At 67.1% G+C, this 17,788-nt stretch carries 15 protein-coding genes; 4 read left to right on the top strand and 11 right to left on the bottom strand.

The features are described 5' to 3' along the window. Positions 1 to 163: 163 nt before the first annotated feature. The 11 genes from C1737_RS19665 to C1737_RS19615 all read right to left on the bottom strand — a co-directional run bounded on the left by C1737_RS19665 (position 164) and on the right by C1737_RS19615 (position 13,624). A complete protein-coding gene (locus C1737_RS19665) occupies positions 164 to 976 on the bottom strand; it encodes an SDR family NAD(P)-dependent oxidoreductase (protein ID WP_102419240.1) in 813 nt (270 codons plus the stop codon). A 39-nt stretch (positions 977 to 1,015) separates the two neighbouring features. Next, positions 1,016 to 2,176: an acyl-CoA dehydrogenase gene (locus C1737_RS19660; RefSeq protein WP_102419239.1), complete on the bottom strand. Its 1,161-nt coding sequence runs from the start codon at positions 2,174 to 2,176 to the stop codon at positions 1,016 to 1,018. Continuing rightward, positions 2,169 to 3,431 carry an acyl-CoA dehydrogenase family protein gene (locus tag C1737_RS19655; protein ID WP_068098113.1) on the bottom strand — a complete coding sequence of 421 codons (1,263 nt, stop codon included), beginning with the start codon at positions 3,429 to 3,431 and terminating at the stop codon, positions 2,169 to 2,171. The genes C1737_RS19660 and C1737_RS19655 overlap by 8 nt, the downstream gene beginning before the upstream one ends. Beyond that, the gene (locus C1737_RS19650) at positions 3,431 to 4,477 is read right to left on the bottom strand and encodes a phosphotransferase family protein (protein WP_102419238.1); all 1,047 of its coding nucleotides are present in this window, start codon (positions 4,475 to 4,477) and stop codon (positions 3,431 to 3,433) included. Before C1737_RS19650 ends, C1737_RS19655 begins: the two co-directional genes overlap by 1 nt. After that, entirely contained in the window at positions 4,474 to 5,226 is a 753-nt protein-coding gene (locus tag C1737_RS19645) for an SDR family oxidoreductase (protein WP_102419237.1), read from the bottom strand. Before C1737_RS19645 ends, C1737_RS19650 begins: the two co-directional genes overlap by 4 nt. Next, complete coding sequence (locus C1737_RS19640) at positions 5,223 to 6,287, bottom strand: alcohol dehydrogenase catalytic domain-containing protein (protein ID WP_068098116.1); 1,065 nt, start codon at positions 6,285 to 6,287, stop codon at positions 5,223 to 5,225. The genes C1737_RS19645 and C1737_RS19640 overlap by 4 nt, the downstream gene beginning before the upstream one ends. Continuing rightward, positions 6,288 to 6,581 (bottom strand): DUF1330 domain-containing protein, encoded by a 294-nt coding sequence (locus C1737_RS19635; protein WP_068098117.1) that lies wholly within the window; start codon positions 6,579 to 6,581, stop codon positions 6,288 to 6,290. Beyond that, complete coding sequence (locus C1737_RS19630; protein ID WP_102419236.1) at positions 6,582 to 8,621, bottom strand: hydantoinase B/oxoprolinase family protein; 2,040 nt, start codon at positions 8,619 to 8,621, stop codon at positions 6,582 to 6,584. Continuing rightward, positions 8,618 to 10,735, bottom strand: a complete 2,118-nt coding sequence (locus C1737_RS19625) for a hydantoinase/oxoprolinase family protein (protein WP_102419235.1) — start codon at positions 10,733 to 10,735, stop codon at positions 8,618 to 8,620. The genes C1737_RS19630 and C1737_RS19625 overlap by 4 nt, the downstream gene beginning before the upstream one ends. Positions 10,736 to 10,853: 118 nt before the next feature. Next, entirely contained in the window at positions 10,854 to 12,011 is a 1,158-nt protein-coding gene (locus C1737_RS19620) for an acyl-CoA dehydrogenase family protein (protein WP_067926219.1), read from the bottom strand. 44 nt (positions 12,012 to 12,055) lie between these two features. Next, on the bottom strand, positions 12,056 to 13,624 hold the full coding sequence (locus C1737_RS19615; RefSeq protein WP_102419234.1) for an AMP-binding protein: 1,569 nt from the start codon (positions 13,622 to 13,624) through the stop codon (positions 12,056 to 12,058). Positions 13,625 to 13,769: 145 nt separating this feature from the next. Between C1737_RS19615 and C1737_RS19610 the strand changes: the two genes are divergently transcribed. From C1737_RS19610 to C1737_RS19595, 4 genes are read left to right on the top strand one after another with little or no spacing between them, the layout of a single operon-like run. Further along, entirely contained in the window at positions 13,770 to 14,954 is a 1,185-nt protein-coding gene (locus C1737_RS19610) for a thiolase family protein (protein ID WP_102419233.1), read from the top strand. A gap of 1 nt (position 14,955) precedes the next feature. Further along, positions 14,956 to 15,765 carry an enoyl-CoA hydratase/isomerase family protein gene (locus C1737_RS19605; protein ID WP_068098123.1) on the top strand — a complete coding sequence of 270 codons (810 nt, stop codon included), beginning with the start codon at positions 14,956 to 14,958 and terminating at the stop codon, positions 15,763 to 15,765. 18 nt (positions 15,766 to 15,783) lie between these two features. Further along, on the top strand, positions 15,784 to 16,578 hold the full coding sequence (locus tag C1737_RS19600; protein ID WP_067926206.1) for an SDR family NAD(P)-dependent oxidoreductase: 795 nt from the start codon (positions 15,784 to 15,786) through the stop codon (positions 16,576 to 16,578). Further along, complete coding sequence (locus tag C1737_RS19595) at positions 16,575 to 17,708, top strand: CaiB/BaiF CoA-transferase family protein (protein ID WP_067926204.1); 1,134 nt, start codon at positions 16,575 to 16,577, stop codon at positions 17,706 to 17,708. The genes C1737_RS19600 and C1737_RS19595 overlap by 4 nt, the downstream gene beginning before the upstream one ends. Positions 17,709 to 17,788: the final 80 nt, after the last annotated feature.

Below are 17,788 nucleotides of genomic sequence, written 5' to 3'. Positions count from 1 at the left end.
CAAGAGAGGGTGTCGCCCGCACTGCCGCCGATGATTCTTTACATCGTTCAAGTTGGAGGTGACCGCTCCGTGGATGACGCTTGCGATGTCATTCGTTGATCAGGTTGGGCCGCAGAGCTTTGCCGCGCTCCGGCCAAAGCGTCGAAAGTACTGCGATTTGGCTTCATGCCGGCGTGACCGTTGTCGCGTCAGACATCCGGAGGTCGGCGCAGAAGCCCCCATCGACGGTCAGGGTAATCCCGGTCACCCATCGTGATCGCGGACCCGAGAGGTAGAGCACCGCTTCACCGACATCCCAGCCGGTTCCCTCCGACCGAAGCGGTAGCATCGCCGACCGCGCCGCGCGAGCCTCCCAGGTGAGACCCTCAGCCTGCACCATCGGTGTATATACCGGCCCTGGGGCCACCGCGTTGACCCGAATGCCCTCCGGCCCATGCCTGCTGGCCATCGACCGGGTCAGGCTCAACAGCGCACCTTTGGTGGTGGCGTACGCCGGACGAGGGTGGGTGAGCACACCGGCGAGCGACGAGACGATGATGATGGATCCGCCACCGCCGGATCGCATCGGGGGAATGCTGTGCTTCGACATCAGCATCGTCGATGTGACGTTGGTCCGAAAAAGGTTTTCCCACTGTGCGATATCGATGTCGATCACTGATTCCGGCGGCCCGACGACACCGACGTTGTTCACCAGCACATCGACCCTTCCCCACTGGCGCATGACGGAGTCGACAACCGTTCGACAACCCGTCTCGGTGGAGACGTCAGCGGTGAGCGATAAGAAGTCGGCACCGGTGGCGCACACCATATTTTCTGTTTGAGTGAGCCGATCGGCACGGAGGTCGACGAGGGCCACCTTGGCGCCTGCTCGTGCCAGCAACACAGCGGACGCGCGGCCGTTTCCGATTCCATCGCCCTGCGACCCGGCCCCGGTCACGATCGCGACGAGCCGCGCGAGTTCTCTACCGTCGGTCATTGCTGCTCCTGGTGGTCGTGAAATCCCCATATTCCGGTGCTATTTCAGCAGCGCCCGTGACATGACCACGCGCTGAATCTGGTTGGTGCCCTCGTAGATCTGGGTGATCTTGGCGTCGCGCATCATCCGCTCGACCGGGAAGTCCACGGTGTAGCCGGCGCCGCCGAAGAGCTGGACCGCGTCGGTGGTCACCTCCATCGCGACGTCAGAGGCCCAGCACTTGGACGCCGCGGAGATGAAGCCCAGGTTGGATTCGCCGCGCTCGGCGCGCGCCGCCGCGTGATAGACCATCAGCCGGGCGGATTCCAGCTTCATCGCCATGTCGGCGAGCATGAACTGCACGCCCTGGTTATCACTGATCGGGCGGCCGAACTGCTTGCGATCCTTGGTGTAGGCGATCGCGGCGTCCAGCGCGCCCTGGGCGATCCCCACCGCCTGGGCGCCGATCGTGGGCCGGGTGTGGTCCAGCGTCGCCAGCGCGGTCTTGAAGCCGGTGCCCGGCTCGCCGATGATCCGGTCGCCGGGGATGCGGCAATTCTCGAAATACAGCTCGGTGGTCGGTGAGCCCTTGATGCCCAGCTTGCGTTCCTTGGGACCGACGGTGAAACCCTCGTCGTCGGCGTGCACCATGAACGACGAGATGCCGCCTGAGCCCTTGTCCGGGTCGGTCACCGCCATCACCGTGTACCAACTCGACTTGCCGCCGTTGGTGATCCAGCACTTGGCGCCGTTGAGGATCCAGCCCTCCCCGTCGGCCTTGGCCCGGGTACGCATCGACGCCGCATCACTGCCGGCCTCCCGCTCGCTCAGCGCGTAGGACGCCATCGCCGAACCGTCGGCGATCGAGGGCAGCACCTGCTTCTTCAGCTCGTCCGACCCCCGCAGGATCAGCCCCATGGTGCCCAGCTTGTTCACCGCGGGAATCAGCGACGCCGACGCATCAACCCGGGCGACCTCCTCGATCACGATGCACGCCGCCACCGAGTCCGCACCCTGCCCGCCGTACTCCTCGGGCACGTGCACCGCGTTGAAGCCCGACGCGTTCAACGCCGCCAGCGCCTCATCCGGGAACCGCGAGTTCTCATCGACATCGGCGGCGTGCGGGGCGATCTCCTTCTCCGCCAACGCACGGATCGCCGCCCGCAACTCCTGGTGTTCCTCGGGCAACTGGAACAGATCGAACGACGGGCGCTCAGGCACCGATCCTCTCCTCTGCGGGAGTCTCGTCAACGCGGACAGCACCTTGCCGAATTGCGATTTCAGATTTCGCAAGAGCGTTCTTGTGAACTTCGTCGGGGCCGTCGGCAAAGCGCAGGGTGCGAATGCTGGCGAAGGCGGCGGCGAGGGGAAGGTCTTGGCTGAGGCCAGCGGCGCCATGTACTTGGATGGCCTTGTCCAACACCCATTCCACGGTTCGGGGGGTGGCGATCTTGATTGCCTGAATTTCGCGGTGCGCTCCGCGGTTTCCGACCTGGTCCATCAGCCACGCCGTTTTGAGGACTAGCAGCCGGAGCTGTTCGATCCGCACCCGTGCCTCGGCGATCCAGTCCCGGACTATTCCTTGTTCGGCTAGCGGTCGACCGAAGGCGACACGGTCTGAGGCTCGCTGGCAGGTGAGTTCGAAGGCGAGTTCGGCAACCCCAATTGCGCGCATGCAATGGTGGATTCGGCCCGGCCCGAGCCGCGCCTGGGCGATAGCGAAGCCGTCGCCTTCGGTGCCGATGAGGTTGTCGGCCGGCACGCGGACGTCGCGGAATTCGATCTCCGCGTGTCCGCCGTGGTCGTGGTCGTCGTAGCCGAAGACATCCATCCCCCGCGTGACGCTGACCCCTGGGGTGTCTCGAGGAACGAGGATCTGGCTGTGCTGTCGGTGTCGGGCCGCCGTGGGGTCGGTCTTTCCCATCACGATGAAAACGGCGGCATCGGGGTTCATCGCACCGGTGATCCACCATTTGCGGCCGTTGATGACGTAGTCGTCGCCGTCGCGCTCGATCCGGGTGGCGATGTTGGTGGCATCGGAGGAAGCGACGGCCGGTTCGGTCATGGCGAAGGACGAGCGGATCTCGGCGGCCAGCAGCGGGTGGAGCCATTGCTCTTTCTGCGCGTTGGTGCCGAACATCGACAGCACCTCCATGTTGCCGGTGTCCGGCGCCGAGCAGTTCAGCGCCGGAGGGGCCAAAGCCAGGCTGCGCCCGGTGATTTCGGCCAGCGGCGCGTATTGCAGGTTGGTCAGCCCCCCGCCGTCGGTGCCGGGTAGAAACAGGTTCCACAATCCCTGCGCGCGGGCCTGCTCGCGCAGGCGGTGGATCGTGGGGGTCTGAGACCAGGCCCAGGGATCACTCAGCGCACGCAGGTCATCACGGAACTGTTTCTCGGCGGGGTGCACGTTCTCGGCCATGAAGGCGGTCAGCCGGGCTCGCAGCTCCAAGGTTACGGCATCGAAAGCGAAGTCCATCAGAAATCCCTTGCAGGTGTGGTCAATTCATGAATCCCGGCCTCGAGGAGCGGCGGGACAGCCGCGCCGATCGACTCGAATCCCGCACCGACGGTGTGGCCCTGGGCGTGCCGGTAGTGGATGCCCTCGAGGATCACCGCGAGCTTGAAGCAGGCCAGGGCGAGGTGAAAGGCCATCGACTGCAGCTGCCGGCCGGTGCTCGCGGCGTAGCGGCTCAGCAGTTCTGACTCAGAGGGGTAGCCCGGTGCGCAACTCACATCGGGCAGGGCGGGCGTTTTCACCAGCGCGGGCAACCGACCATAGATGATCAGCAGTGCCAAATCTGTGAGTGGATCGCCCAAAGTGGCCATCTCCCAATCGATGACCGCGCGCACCGTGGTGCCCGAGATCAGCAGGTTGTCCAGACGGAAGTCACCGTGCACCAGGGCGGTCTGGTGGTCAGCGGGCAGGTGGCGTTGCAGCAGCTCGATCAACTGATCGGCGTGCGGCAAGGGTCTACTGCGTGATGCCTGCAGCTGGCAGACCCAGCGATTGACCTGGCGTTGTAGATAGCCGCGGGGCCGGCCCAGATCGGCCAGACCGACCCGGTCGATGTCGACGCGGTGCAGATCGGCCAACGTGGTCACCATGTTCGCGGCGATCGCCGACACGCCGGCAGGGCCGACGGCAGCGAGTTGATCGGCGTCGCGGTAGACCGTGCCGTCAATGAACTCCATCACGTAGAACAGGGCGCCGATCACCGCGGTGTCGTCGCAGTGGAGGTGCACCCTGGGGACGGGCACCGCGGTGTTGTGCAGGGCGGCTATCACCCGGTATTCGCGGTGCATATCGTGTGCGGTGGCCAGGACATGGCCTAGCGGCGGGCGGCGCAGCACCCAACGGCGCTGCTGGTCTTCGATGAGGTAGGTCAGGTTCGACCGACCCCCGGCCAGCAGCGTGGCAGTCAGCGGGCCGGCGAGCTGGCCGGGCAGCGCGCCGTCGAGCCAACGCTGCAACGAATCCAGGTCCAGACCCGGCGGCCCGTCGCCGCTGGCAGTGTCGGTCATGCGTCACCACCGGCCAGCGTCACGCCGCCATCGATGGTCAGTGTCTGCCCAGTGATCCATCCGGCGTCATCGGAGAGCAAAAACGCCACTGCCGCACTGACATCGGTGGGCGTGCCCAGCCGTCGCAGTGGGTAGTGGCTGGCGACTTCCTCTTCTCGGTTCTCATAGAGGGCGGCGGCGAACTGGGTCTTGACCACCGCGGGAGCAACCGCGTTGACCCGCGTCTGCGGCGCCATCTCGATGGCCAGTTGTTTGGTCAGGTGCATGAGCATTGCCTTGGTTGCTCCGTAGAAGCCGACTCCGGGTGCGGCGATCAGTCCGGCGATCGAGGCGACATTGACGACGGCGCCGCCGTTGTGAGCCATCCAGCGGGTGTGTACCCGTTGGGTCCACGACAGCGCTGCCAGGCAGTTCACCTCGACGGTGCGGCGTGCGGCGACCAGGTCCAGGTCGGCCAACGCACCGAAGATGGGGTTGATGCCGGTGTTGTTGACCAGCAGGTCGATACGGCCGAAGCTTTCCATCACCGTGTCGATGACGCGGCGTTGATGGTCAGGGTCATCGGCGTGACCGGCGACGGCGAGGGCGTGTGTGGAGCCGAGCTGTTCGACGGCGCGCCGCAGGTCGGCTTCTTTGCGGCCGGTGATGCACACGGTGGCCCCGTCATCGACGAGGCGTTGCGCGATCGCCAGGCCGATGCCGCGGCTGGCGCCGGTCACGACGGCGACGCGTCCCGCTTGAGCGTTCACGCGACGGCACCATGGGGTCGGAGTGCGATCTTGCCGACGCCTGCGGTGCGCTCGGCGAGCATCGCGTAGGCTGCCGGGGCTTCTGCCAATGCCAGGTGATGGGACACCACGACCGCCGGGTCGAGGCGGCCCGCCGCGGTCAACGCGAGCAGGGTCGGCAGTTCGCGCTGCGCGGAGCACAACCCGGCGCTGAACTGGAGCTCCTTTGTTTGCACCGCTTGCATCCGGAAGGGGAACGCGTCGTTCTGGCTGACGCCGATGACGCTGACGCGGCCCGCTCGGCGGGCGGCGCTGATTGCCAGCGCGATCGTTTCGTCCCGGCCGACCGCCTCGATGACCGCGTCCGCACCCTCCCCCGCGGTGAGCTCGCGGATGTGCGCCTTGGGGTCGGTCGCTTCGATCGGCTCGGCGCCGAGCGACTCGGCCGCCTTGCGGCGGTGATCGACGGGCTCGGCGATCAGTACCCGCGCCGCGCCTTGCAGGAAGGCTGACTGCACCGCCAACTGACCGACGGGGCCGCCGCCGATCACCACGACGGTGTCACCGGGGCACACCCCGGCGCGGCGTGCGCCGTACCACGCGGTTGGCGCGTTGTCGGTCAGTGCCAGGGCGGCGTCGTCGGACACCGAGGGGGCAACGGTGAACAGGTTTCGGTCGGCGTGCGGGACCGCGACGAATTCCGCCTGGCTACCGGGCAGCCGGTGACTCATGCCGTAGCAGGACTCTTTCCACGGTTGACGCCGATGCTCGCAGGCGGTGACGTGGCCGGTGGCGCACGCCGCGCAGAATACGCAGCCGACCGAGGCCGGGACGAGGACTCGGTCGTCAACAGCGAACCTCGTTACCCGGGAGCCGATTTCGACGACTTCACCGACCGCCTCGTGTCCGAGCGCGTACCCGATGTCATCGCTGAAGCCGTGGCCGTGATAGATATGCAGGTCGCTGCCGCAGATCCCCGCTGCAGTAACCCGTACGACGGCGCCCAGGTCGTCGGGCAGTCGCGCATCCTTGACCTGCTCGAGCCCCACGGTGTCCGGGCCTTGATAAGTGATCGCCTGCACTCAGGCGTCCTCACCGAAAGTCACCGCGAACTTCGCCGTCGATGACTTCAGCCGGATGGGTTTGACCGCGGCGTATTGGTCGCTGTCGAACCACTTGCGGAACTCGCGGTCGTCGGCGAACTCGAGCAGCACCACTGTGGTGGCGTCGAATTCGCCTTCCTGGACGTTGATGTCGTCACTGACCGCAAGCACTTTGACGTCGAGTCCCGAGAGAAGCTCCACATTGGCCTTGGAGTAGTCGGCGTAGCGCTGCCGGTCATGCTTGTCGACGACCGCAAGGAAGTAGCAAGGCACCTATGCCTCCCGCACGCTGATGTCGGCGCTGATCAGTTCGCCGGTGACCGGGTCGGCGACTTCGACAAGCTCGATGCCCTGGCGCGGCTGGCACCACTGGCCCAGCTCAGCCAGACGGTCGGCGGCCAGCGTGCGCCGCACCGCATGGCCGTCCTCGATGGGCCAGGACCGGCGTTCGGCGCGGATGGCGTCGCGGCGCTGCTGGGTCGCCACGCGGTCGAGTTCCCCGTCGTCGGTGAGGATCACACCGTAGGCGTTGGCCGCCGCATGCCGGTCGATCTTGCCCCACCGGGCGTCGAGGGCCACCTCGTCGGCGGGCCGCTCGAGCGGGTCACCGTAGCCGGCACCGCCCCCGGAGCGCAGACGAAGGACATCGCCGGCCTGGATCGAGAAGCCGAACTGTTTGCCGGAGAGCAACTCTGGCGCGGCGGAGAAATCGTCCAAAGACGTCGGCATTCGGCCTGCGGCCAGCATGGCATCGGCGCGTGCACCGGATACCAGCGTGAAACCGCTTGTCGAAGCGGGATATCCGCCGGCCTGGCCCGTCGGCGCGACCTGCCAGCAGGGGGTCATGACATGCTGTTGACCGCCCGGCGTGTACCAGGGGGTCCACGCCAGTTCCAGGCCGTTGCCGCCGCGGAACCTTCCCGGGCCGCCCGAGTTCTGGTACAGCTTGCGCCAAAGATACAGGATCGGATAGGCCAGCTCGTTGATCTCGATGTCAGGCAAGCTGTTTGACGGCTGGGCGAGTGCTCCAGCGACGTCCATGCCGTCGGCCACGGGCTGCGCACCGCCCCCGCCGCTGCCGCCGTTCATGTCCGGGAAAGGCACCAGTTCGCCGTCCTCGTTGGGCGCGTAGAAGAAGCCGGCATTCCACGAGTCCTGCCATTGCGCCATCAGATGTTCACGTACAAATAGGCTTTTGCTCTGGGACTGGATTTTGGCCAGCATCCGAGTCACCAGCCGGCCTAGCCGCAGCCCGGTTTCGAGATGCCCGCCGGACACCGGCGCGGGCATCTGCACGTCGCAGATCGTCCCGGGCCGGGTGATCACCTGGATCGGGCGCAGCGTGCCCTGGTTGATCGGCAGGTCGGGAAACAGCATGAACAAGGCCGGGCTGAAGGCACAGCCCAAGGTGATCGCCGCGCTGCAGTTGACGAATCCGTCTGTCTGGGGCGATGACTCGCTGAAATCCATCGTGATGTTGCCGTCATCGACGGTCATGGTGCAGCGGATCGGGTAGATGTCGTCGGTGTGGCCGTTGTGCTCTTCGTAGTCGACGTCGGTGTAGACGCCGCTGGGCAACTCGGCGATCCGGTCACGAACCGCCTTCTCCGCGAGGTCCTTTGCGATTTCGACGTAGCGCTTGAACGCGTCGGTGCCGTAGTTGTCGATCAGCACCTGGAGCCGGTCGTCGCAGCGGTTGCAGGCGGCGATGAAGCACCTGATGTCGTTCATCACCACGCTGGGCACGCGGATGTTGGTTTCGATGATCCGCCAGATGTCGTTTACCGGCCGGCCCTGGTCGACGATCTTGACCCCGGGCAGGCGCAGCGCCTCGCCGTAGGTCTCGGTCGCCATCGGCGCCATGCTCCCCGGCGCGAAGCCGCCGAAGTCGTTGACGTGCGCCTCGGCCCAGCACCAGGCGATCAGTTCGTCCCCGTAGAAGATGGGACGCACCACCCCGACGTCGACCTGGTGCGCGTTGCCGGTGGTGAAGGGGTCGTTGCAGATGAACAGGTCGCCCGGGCGGATCTGGTCGCGCGGCACCGTGGCCAGAATGTGCTTGACCGCCTGACGGGCGGTGCCGATGTAGATGGTGATGTACCCGGCGTAACAGATGATGTCGCCGTCGGCGTCGGCGATGAACGTCGAGAAGTCGACGGCTTCGGCGATCACCGGACTGCCCGAGGCGCGCATCATGACCACGCCCATCTCGTGGGCGACGTTCTCCAAGGCCTTCGAGAAGATCTCGATCGTGACCGGGTCGACGGGCAGCTCGGTTGCCGCGGCGCTGCGTTGCATGGTCGGTGTGCTCATTGCGCGTTCTCCTGAGTCGTGGATGCGGTCTGGTCGGTGAGGATGAAGTTGCCCCACTCGTCGATGCGGGCGGTCCAGCCCGGCGGGATCTGCAGGGTGGTCAGCGGATGCTCGAGAATCGCCGGTCCGGCGACCTCGTGGCCGGCCCGTGCGCTGCCGGTGTCGTAGACCGCCACATCGGCCTCCCGCCCCTCCAGGGGTAAGAAGACGCGCCGGCTTCCGGTGGGGGCCAGGACCCGTTCGGAGTCCGGGACCGCTTGCGCGGGCACGGGTTCCAGCGCCGAGACCCGTCCCGTGGCGGTGACCCGGACGGCCACCAGCACCACCGGGCTGCCCACCCACGCGCTGCCCGAGCCGTACTCGGCTTCGTACAATTCGCCGTAGCGCCTCTGGGCGTCGGTGAGGTCGGCCGCGCCGAGGTTGCGGTTGCGCGGCAGCGAGACCGGCAACTCCCACTGCTGGCCCGCGTATTTGAACTCGCCCTCCCACACCACGTCGATGGCGTCGTCGGAGTATCCGGCGGCGCGCAGCGTGGCGGTCAGTTCGTCGTCGAGCTCGCCGAGCGCCGCGGCGATGGGCCCCGCGTCCCCGCCGGCCCACATCGCCGATTGCGACCTGGTGCGCACGTCGTCGCTGTTGAGCAGGCCGGTGGCCGAGAAGACCGCGGCGTCAGCGGGGATGACGACCTGCCGGATGCCGACCTCGCGGGCGATGTCGGCGGCGAAGATGCCCAGGGCCCCGCCGTAGGCGACCATGCTGAAGATGCGCGGATCGTGCCCGCGCTCCACAGTCACCGTGCGCACCGCGTTACTCATGTTCGCGGTGACCATCCGGTAGACCGCCGCCGCGGCATGCACGGCGTCGACGTCGAGCGGCTTCCCGATTTCGCTTTCCATCGCCTGTCGGGCCGGTTCCAGCGCCAGCTCCCGGCGTCCACCCAGGAATGCCTGCGGCGCAAGCAGTCCCAGGACGGCCGAGGCGTCGGTGACCGTGGGCACCACCCCGCCTTTGCCGTAGCACACCGGCCCCGGATCGGCGCCCGCGCTGCGCGGCCCCACCTGCGGGATGCCACGCGCGTCGACCCAGGCGATGCTGCCGCCGCCGGCACCGATGGGCAGTACATCGATCTTGGGCAGGGCGGTCAGGAACTGATCGCGCAGCATGACGCGCTGGGTCACCAACGGCTTGTTGCCCTGCAACACCGAGACGTCGAAGGAAGTGCCGCCCATGTCGGCGGTGACCACATTGTGGATGCCAAGGCGGGCGGCCAGCGCCTGGGCACCGATCACTCCGCCTGCCGGCCCGCTGTCGACGAGGGTGATGGGACGTTCGCGGGCCTCGTCGGCGGTCAACGTCCCGCCGAAACCCTGCATGAATCCGATCGGGGTGCGCAGGCCGCGATCGCCGAGTTCCTTCTCGATGCGACCGGTGTACTCCGCGACCCGGATTCCGGTGAACGCGTTGAGGACGGTCGTCATGGTGCGTTCGTATTCCCGGATCACGGGGTGCAGTCGGGACGAGACGCTGACGAACAGCCCCGGCGCCTCCTCGGCGGCCGCGGCGGCGAGCAGCTCTTCGTGGTAAGGATTGGCGAAGCTCCACAGCAGCGAGATGGCGATGGCCTCCACGCCCATGTCGACCAGCCGCCGGACCGCTGCGCGGGCCTCGGCGTCGCTGAGCGGGACGACGACCGCGCCTTTGCGGTCGACGCGTTCGTTCACCTCGACGATGCGTTCGCGGGGGACGATCTGCGGGATGTTGAGCTGGCGGTGGTGATCCCGCTCGGCGCTGCGGGCCGAGCGGGCGATGAGAAGATTGTCGCCGAATCCCTGCGTGGTCAGCAGCCCGACGCGCGCGCCCCGCAGTTCGGCGATCGAATTGGTCACCGCGGTGGTGCCGTTGACGAAGCGCGTGGTGTGCGACAACACCTGGCCCAGCGGCACACCGATCCGCTCGGCGAGGTTTTCCAGCGCGGCGACCAACCCCACGCTCAGATCGGCGGGGGTGGTGTCGGACTTGTCGGAGTAGACGTTGCCGCGGCTGTCGACCGCTGTCACGTCGGTGAACGTGCCGCCGATATCGCAGCCGATCTGATACTGAACCTGCTCGGTCATTGCCGCTTCCTATCCTTCGAATTGTGTTTGAGCGCAGGCCAATCGCCTGGCCGTGGGCAGAGCGCCGCGGCGTGGTCTCGTCGGCCAGACGGGTCCGCGCCCTGGGGGCATGGTTTGGTCAGCCGGTCACGGCATCGCGGCCAATGACATCCCGGGCGATGATCATCTTCTGAATTTGCGGTGTGCCGTCGCCGATCTGGTAGCCCGACACGTCGCGCAACATGGCCTGCAGTGGCATTTCGTTCGACCAACCGACCTGCCCGTGCAGAACGACCGATTCCTGGATGGCGTTGAACGCCACCCTCGGCGCCCACCATTTGAGCATCGCCGCCTCCTTGGTGTGCGGCTGTCCGGCTGCGCGCAGACCCAGCGTGTGATAGGCCAGTGATCGCACGGCGGTGAGGTAGGTCGTGTGCTCGGCGATGGCGAACGAGACACCCTGGTGCGCCGCCAACGGCCGGCCGAAGCTGCGGCGGTCCCGCGCGTAGGCCGTCGCCATGTCGATGGCGCGCTGGGCGGTGCCGACCGTGAGCAGACCGATCAGTGTGCGGCTCAGGTCGAACTCGGCCATGATGGCGCCGAATCCCGCTCCGGGAGCGCTGATTACACAGTCGTCGGGGACGAAAGCACTATCCATCGTCACCGATCCGCGCCCGAGTGGCTTGAATCCCGGGTCGTCGAAGCTCTGCGACGACACCGCGTCGGAGGTCATGTCGACCAGGAAGCAGCCGATTCCCCTGGTGCCCTTGGACGGGTCGGTCTGGGCGAGAACGACGGCGATGCCGGCGTGAGGGGCCTGGGTCACGGACGTCTTCTCTCCGCTCAGCGACCATCCGCCGTCGACCCGCACCGCTTTGGTGGTCATTGCCGCGGCGTCGGATCCGGCGCCGGGCTCGGTGACCGCCCAGCAGCCCAGCGTCTGCCCGCTGGCGACCGCGGCGGCGTGTGCGGCGACGGCCGGGGACGGGTGCCCGGCCAGCAGGGTCACCAGGCTGTTGGTGCTGAACAGGATGTAACCGATGTTCGGGTCGGCGTAGGCGATTTCTTCGCATGCGATGCCGACGGCGAGCAGGTCTGCTCCCTGACCGCCCAACTCTTCCGAGAGCGATAGCGTGGTCAGGTTGGCCTGCGCCAGCTGGACGAGTTCGCCGTGGGGAAACTCGGTGCTATTCGCGCGGTCGAGATAGCCGGGCAGGAATTCGCGCCGGGCGAACTTGCGGACGTCTTGCTGGAAGGCGAGATGGTCCTCGTCGAGGACGAACGGCGAAGGTGACACAGGGGCTTCCTCCCGAAGCGTTGGATTGCCGGTAGCGTTGGTGGTCAATTGATTTGGCGCGAACGATCGGCCCAGTGCCGGGCACGAAGCGCCTTCTTGTCGATCTTTCCGACCGCGGTCATCGGAAGTTCGGTGACGATCTCGAGCCGTTTCGGCGCCTGATGGGGACCCTTGCGGGCCCGCACCGATGCGATCAGCTGGTCCGCATCGATCGTCGCGTCGGGCCGGGCGACGACGAAGGCGGTGATCGCCTCGCCCCACTTCTCGTCGGGCACGCCGATCACCGCGACGGCAGAGACGTTGGCGTGTGCGGCGATGGCGTCTTCGACCTCCTTGGCGAAGACGTTGAAGCCGCCGGTGACGATCATGTCCTTCTTGCGGTCGACGATGTAGATGAATCCGTCGTCGGATTTGCGGGCCATGTCGCCGGTGTGCAGCCAGCCACCGCGCAGGGCGGCGGCGGTCTCGTCGGGGCGTTTCCAGTAGCCGTTCATCACGTTTCGCGAGCGGACGGCGATCTCCCCGATCTCCCCGTCGGCTACCGGCGACCCGGCGTCGTCGAGCAGTTGGACCTCTACGCCCGGCACCGGGCGACCGCACGAGGCCAGCAATTCGGGCCGGCGGGCCGGGTCGTGTTCGTCTTTGCGCAGGCTCGTCGTCATGCCCATGCATTCGGTTTGTCCGTATACCTGCAGCAGGACCGGGCCGAAGGCTTCTTGGGCCTCCTCGATGCGAGCCGCCGACATCGGCGCCGCACCGTAGACAAGGCTCTCCAGTGAGGAGGTGTCGACCGCGGTCGGGTCGGTCTTGTCCAACAGCGTGTAGAGCATGGTCGGCACGAGGAAGGTGTAGTTGACCTTTTCGGTCTCGACGGCGCGCAGCCACGCATCCGGGTCGAAGCCCTGCTGCAGCAACACCGTCCCGCCGCGCAACAACGTCGGCAGCAACGGCAGCACCGCTGCGTGGGTGATCGGCGACGCGGCCAGGTAGCGCGGGTTCTCCGGCAGACCCCAGCCGGCGGTCAGGCTTTGAACCTCTTGAACCAGGGCGCGGTGGGACAGCATGGCCCCCTTCGGCTTGCCTGTCGTCCCGCCGGTGTACTGCAGCCAGCCGACCTCCTCCTCGTCGACCGCAAGCGCCCGCAGCGGGCTCGGTGCGATTCTGCCGGCGAGCTCCAGCAGGTCCGGGAAGCCGCTGTCGGGGCCGATCGCGAGCACGTGGCGCACCGATGCGGCCCGCTCCGCGACGGCTGCGGCGGCTTCCGCGAACTTGGGGTGCACCACCAGCAGTTCGATTTCGGCGTCGTCACAGAGGAACACGTGATCGCTGACCGACCCCATCGGATGCAGTCCGCTGTACCGGGCGCCCGACAGGAAGGCAGCGGCCTGGGTCATGAAGACTTCGGGCGCGTTGGGGCTGAGCACCCCGACACCGGATCCGCGCCGCACGCGGTGGTCGTGCATCACCCGCTGGATGCGGGCGGTGGTGTCGGCGGTTTCGGCATAGGTGACCCGACGATCGCCCAGGACGAACGCCTCCCGGGCGGGATACCGGGTCAGCGCTTCGACGATCAGGCTGCTGTAGCCCGGCCCGATAGCCGCTGTCGTGGTCACACATCGCTCCTCTGTCGTCTCGTGACGTCCACCTCACAGGTCCCTTCGCTGTGACGCGGGTCTCCGCTCAGGCAATCTTGACTTATCAGTTAGTATTTCGCAATAGTGAATGTCGACTTAATACAAACTGGCAGTTCGGAGGCCTATGGATACCGTGAGCATCGTCGGCGTGGGAATGACGTCCTTCGGCAAGTTCCCCGACAGGTCGCTGCGTGATCTCGGGACGGCGGCAATCGCCGACGCGCTCGCCGACGCCGGCGTGACGGAGGGGGACGTCGACCTTGTCGTCCACGCCAACGCCATCGGGGGTCTGATGACGGGTCAGGAAATGACCCGAGGGCAGGTCGTCGTCTCGGGTACCGGGTTGGCCGGGACGCCGCTGGTCAACGTCGAGAACGCGTGCGCCAGCAGCTCGACGGCGCTACACCTGGCCGCCACCGCGATCCTGTCAGGCATGTATCGCACCGTCCTGGTCGTCGGGAACGAGAAGATGAGCGGCCGCGGCACCCGCGCGGTGCTGGATGCGCTGGCGACGGCGGCGGACGTGGATCGGCTCGAGGAGTTCAATCGGGAGCTGACCGGCCGCACGGACGGCGCCGAGTCCTTCTTCATGGAGGTCTACGCCCAGGAGACGCGCGACTACATGGCCCGCTCCGGGGCAACCCCGTTGGACTTCGCATCGGTCGCCGCCAAGAACTCCGGTCATGCCGCGCTGAACCCGCACGCGCAGTACCGAACTCGCCGGACCCCCGAAGAGGTGCTGGGAAGCCGGCTCATCGCCGAACCACTGACAATGCTGATGTGCTCGCCGGTCGCCGACGGCGCGGCGGCGCTGGTGCTTCGCGCGACGGACGACACCAATTCGCCAGAGGCCGTGCGGGTGCGGGCGTCGGTGGTGCGCACGGGAATACCCGGTGGCGGCGGCCAGACACTGGAGCGCCGGACCGCCGAGGCCGCCTACGAGCAGGCCGGCTTCGGTCCCGACGAGCTCGACGTCGTCGAGCTGCACGACGCCGCCTCGCCGAACGAATTGATCCTCTACGAGGAGCTGGGGCTGTGCGCCCCGGGCGAAGGTCCGAAACTGGCGCGCAGCGGCGCGACCGCCCTCGGCGGGGACCTGCCGGTCAACACCAGCGGCGGGCTGGTGTCCAAGGGACATCCGGTCGGCGCCACCGGCGCGGCTCAGATCGTCGAACTCGTGACCCAGCTGCGCGGGCGTGCCGGCGACCGCCAGGTCAGCGGCGCGCGCCGGGCCCTCGCCGAAAACGCCGGCGGCTACAGCCATCCCGAAGCCGCGGCCTGCGCGGTCACCATCTTGAGCAGGGATTGACATGGCTACTGGCAGTGATGCGGTTCTGGTCGAACGGCGCGACAGCGCGCTATGGCTGCGGTTGAATCGGCCCGCCGCGATGAACGGGCTGAATCAGGAAATTCTCGACGGGTTGCACCGCGGTCTGGATCAAGCCGCCGGCGACCCCGAAACCCGCTGCATCGTCATCGCGGCAACGGGACGCGCGTTCTGCGCGGGTGCCGACCTGGCGTACGCGCAGTCCCTGGCTGCCCAAGAGCGGCCGCCCGGTCGTTACAGCCCCGGTCAACTCTTTCTGCGCCGCGTCCGTGAGCTGTTCGACCGGCTCGAGTCCGTCGACATGCCGACCATCGCGGCCATCCAGGGGATTACCGTCGGAGGTGGCCTGGAACTGGTCCTGTGCTGCGACATGGCGCTCGCCTCCCGCTCCGCACGCATTGGCGACGGCCATGCCACCTACGGCCAGATTCCCGGCGGCGGCGCCTCGGTTCGCCTGACACGTCGACTCGGGCTGTCGCGGACCAAACATCTCATGTTCACCGGGCAGCTCCATCCCGCGGAAAGGTTTGAGGGCACCGATCTGTTGGTCGCTGTCGTCGACGACGACCGGCTCGAACACGAGATCGACGCGATCGCCGCGCAGATCGCGACAAAGAGCCCCGCGGGCCTGGCCCGGATGAAGATGCTCGCCAATGCCGCCCTGCAGGTGCCACCGGACGTCGGCCTGACCTTCGAGCTCGAACAGTCCGCCTTGCACGAGACCTCCGCCGACTGGCGCGAAGGCCTTGCGGCATTCAACGAGAAGCGCGCACCGAAATACGTTGGACGATAACGGAAAGAGAGCCACATCATGACGGACGAAAACTTCCTGAGCTTGTCGGGGCGCGTCGTGCTCGTCACCGGGGCCGGACAGGGCGTCGGGCGTGCGGTCGCGCTGCACTGCGCCAAACAGGGCGCGGCGGTGGTGGTCAACGACTTCCACGAGGAACGCGCGAAGTCGGTCGCCGCGGAGATCGAGTTCGGTGGCGGCACCGCACTGCCGATCCAGTGCGACGTGACCCGATTCGACGCGGTGATGGCAATGACGCGCAGGGCCTCCGACGAGTTGGGGGCCATCGATGTCCTGGTCAACAACGCGGGAAACGCGGGGCCGGCCGAAGACCCGATGGCACCCGCGCCCCCCTTCTGGGAAACCGGCCCCGAGGACTGGGGGCCGTGGATCGGGACGAACTTCTTCGGCGTGCTCAACGCGTCCCGCGCGGTCCTGCCCGGCATGGTCGACAGGGAGTACGGGCGCATCGTCAACGTCATCTCCGACGCGGGCCGCATCGGTGAACCCAACCTCGTGGTGTACGGCGGCGCCAAGGCCGGCGCCGCGGGCTTCTCCCGCGGCCTCGCCAAGGCCGTGGGCCGCTACGGCATCACGGTGAATTGCGTTGCCCTGTCTGGAATCAATACCCCCGGTGTGGCGACCGCCCTCGAGAATCCCGACGTAACCAACAAGGCATTGCGTTCCTACGTGATCAGGCGCTTCGGCGAGCCCGACGATCCCGCGCGCCTGGTGGTGTTCCTCGCTTCGTCCGCCGGCGAATGGATCACCGGACAGACCTACCCCGTCAACGGCGGCTACGCCGTCTCGGCATGACCACCCCCGACACGCCCCTGGCGGGCATCCGCGTCGTCAGCCTCGCCGAGCAGTTTCCCGGCCCGTTCGCCACGCTGCTGCTGAGCGACCTCGGCGCTGACGTCATCCAGGTCGAACGCCCGAACGGGGGTGACCCCTCGCGCGCGTTCCCCGGGCACTACGAAGCACTCAACCGCGGCAAGCGCTCGGTAGCCTTGGATCTCAAGGACGCCGACGGCGCGGACGCATTCCGCAGGCTCATCAGTGATGCTGACGTATTACTCGAGGGCTTCCGGCCGGGTGTGCTCTCCCGGCTCGGCTTCGGACCCGACGAACTCCTGACCCGGCATCCCCGCCTGGTCTACGTCTCGGTCTCCGGTTTCGGCCAGCACAGCCCGTTGCGGAACCATCCCGCCCACGACCTGACTTTCCAGGCGATGGCCGGATTGCTCGATTCCGTTGAGGCCCAACCGCATCCGCCGGCGTTGGCACTGGCGGACCTGAGCGCTGGAATGTTCGCCGCATTCGCTGCGCTCACCGGTGTGGTCGCGGCCATGAACACCGGTCGTGGCGGCCACTACGACGTCGCGATGTTGGACACGCTGTTGACGTTGGCGGCGACACGGTTGGTTCCGGCGGCCAACGGCCATCCCCCCGACACGTTGGGCCTGGACCCGGGTTACGGCCTGTTCGCCACGGCCGACGGCGAATGGATCTCGTTGAGCATCGCCTTCGAGGACCACTTCTGGAAAGCCCTCTGTGTGACGCTGGACCTGCCTGAGATCGGTGGCATTTCAGCCGCGGAGCGCATCGAGGAACGCGAGCGCCTGCGCGGCCGGATCGCCGCACGGATCGTCACGTCACCGGCCGGGCACTGGGACAAGGTTCTGATCGGAGCCGGCGTGCCCTACGGCCGGGTGAGCACGCTAGCCGATGTGCTCGGCGACCCGAATACCCTGGCCCGGAACATGATTCAGTCCATTGCGACCCCGGACGGTGAGAAGTCTTTCGTCCGACAACCCTTGATGGTCGACGGTGTGCCCCATGGCCCCAGACGAGGGACCCCCCGCCTCGGGGAGCACACCGCCGAGGTTCTCCGGGAGGCCGGTGTGCCACCGGAAGTGATCGAGCGACTCGCCGCGACACCCTAAAGACCGATCCAAGCTCTATATTGACTGAGTAATATTACCGGTCCGATGCATCGGAGGTCCGATGGCCAGGGAACGCGCAA

Origin of the sequence: Mycobacterium sp. 4858, from assembly GCF_900240975.1 — a bacterium.
GTDB lineage: Bacteria > Actinomycetota > Actinomycetes > Mycobacteriales > Mycobacteriaceae > Mycobacterium.
The sequence above is the reverse complement of the archived record's forward strand: the minus strand, read 5'-3'. Positions and strand labels throughout refer to the sequence as shown.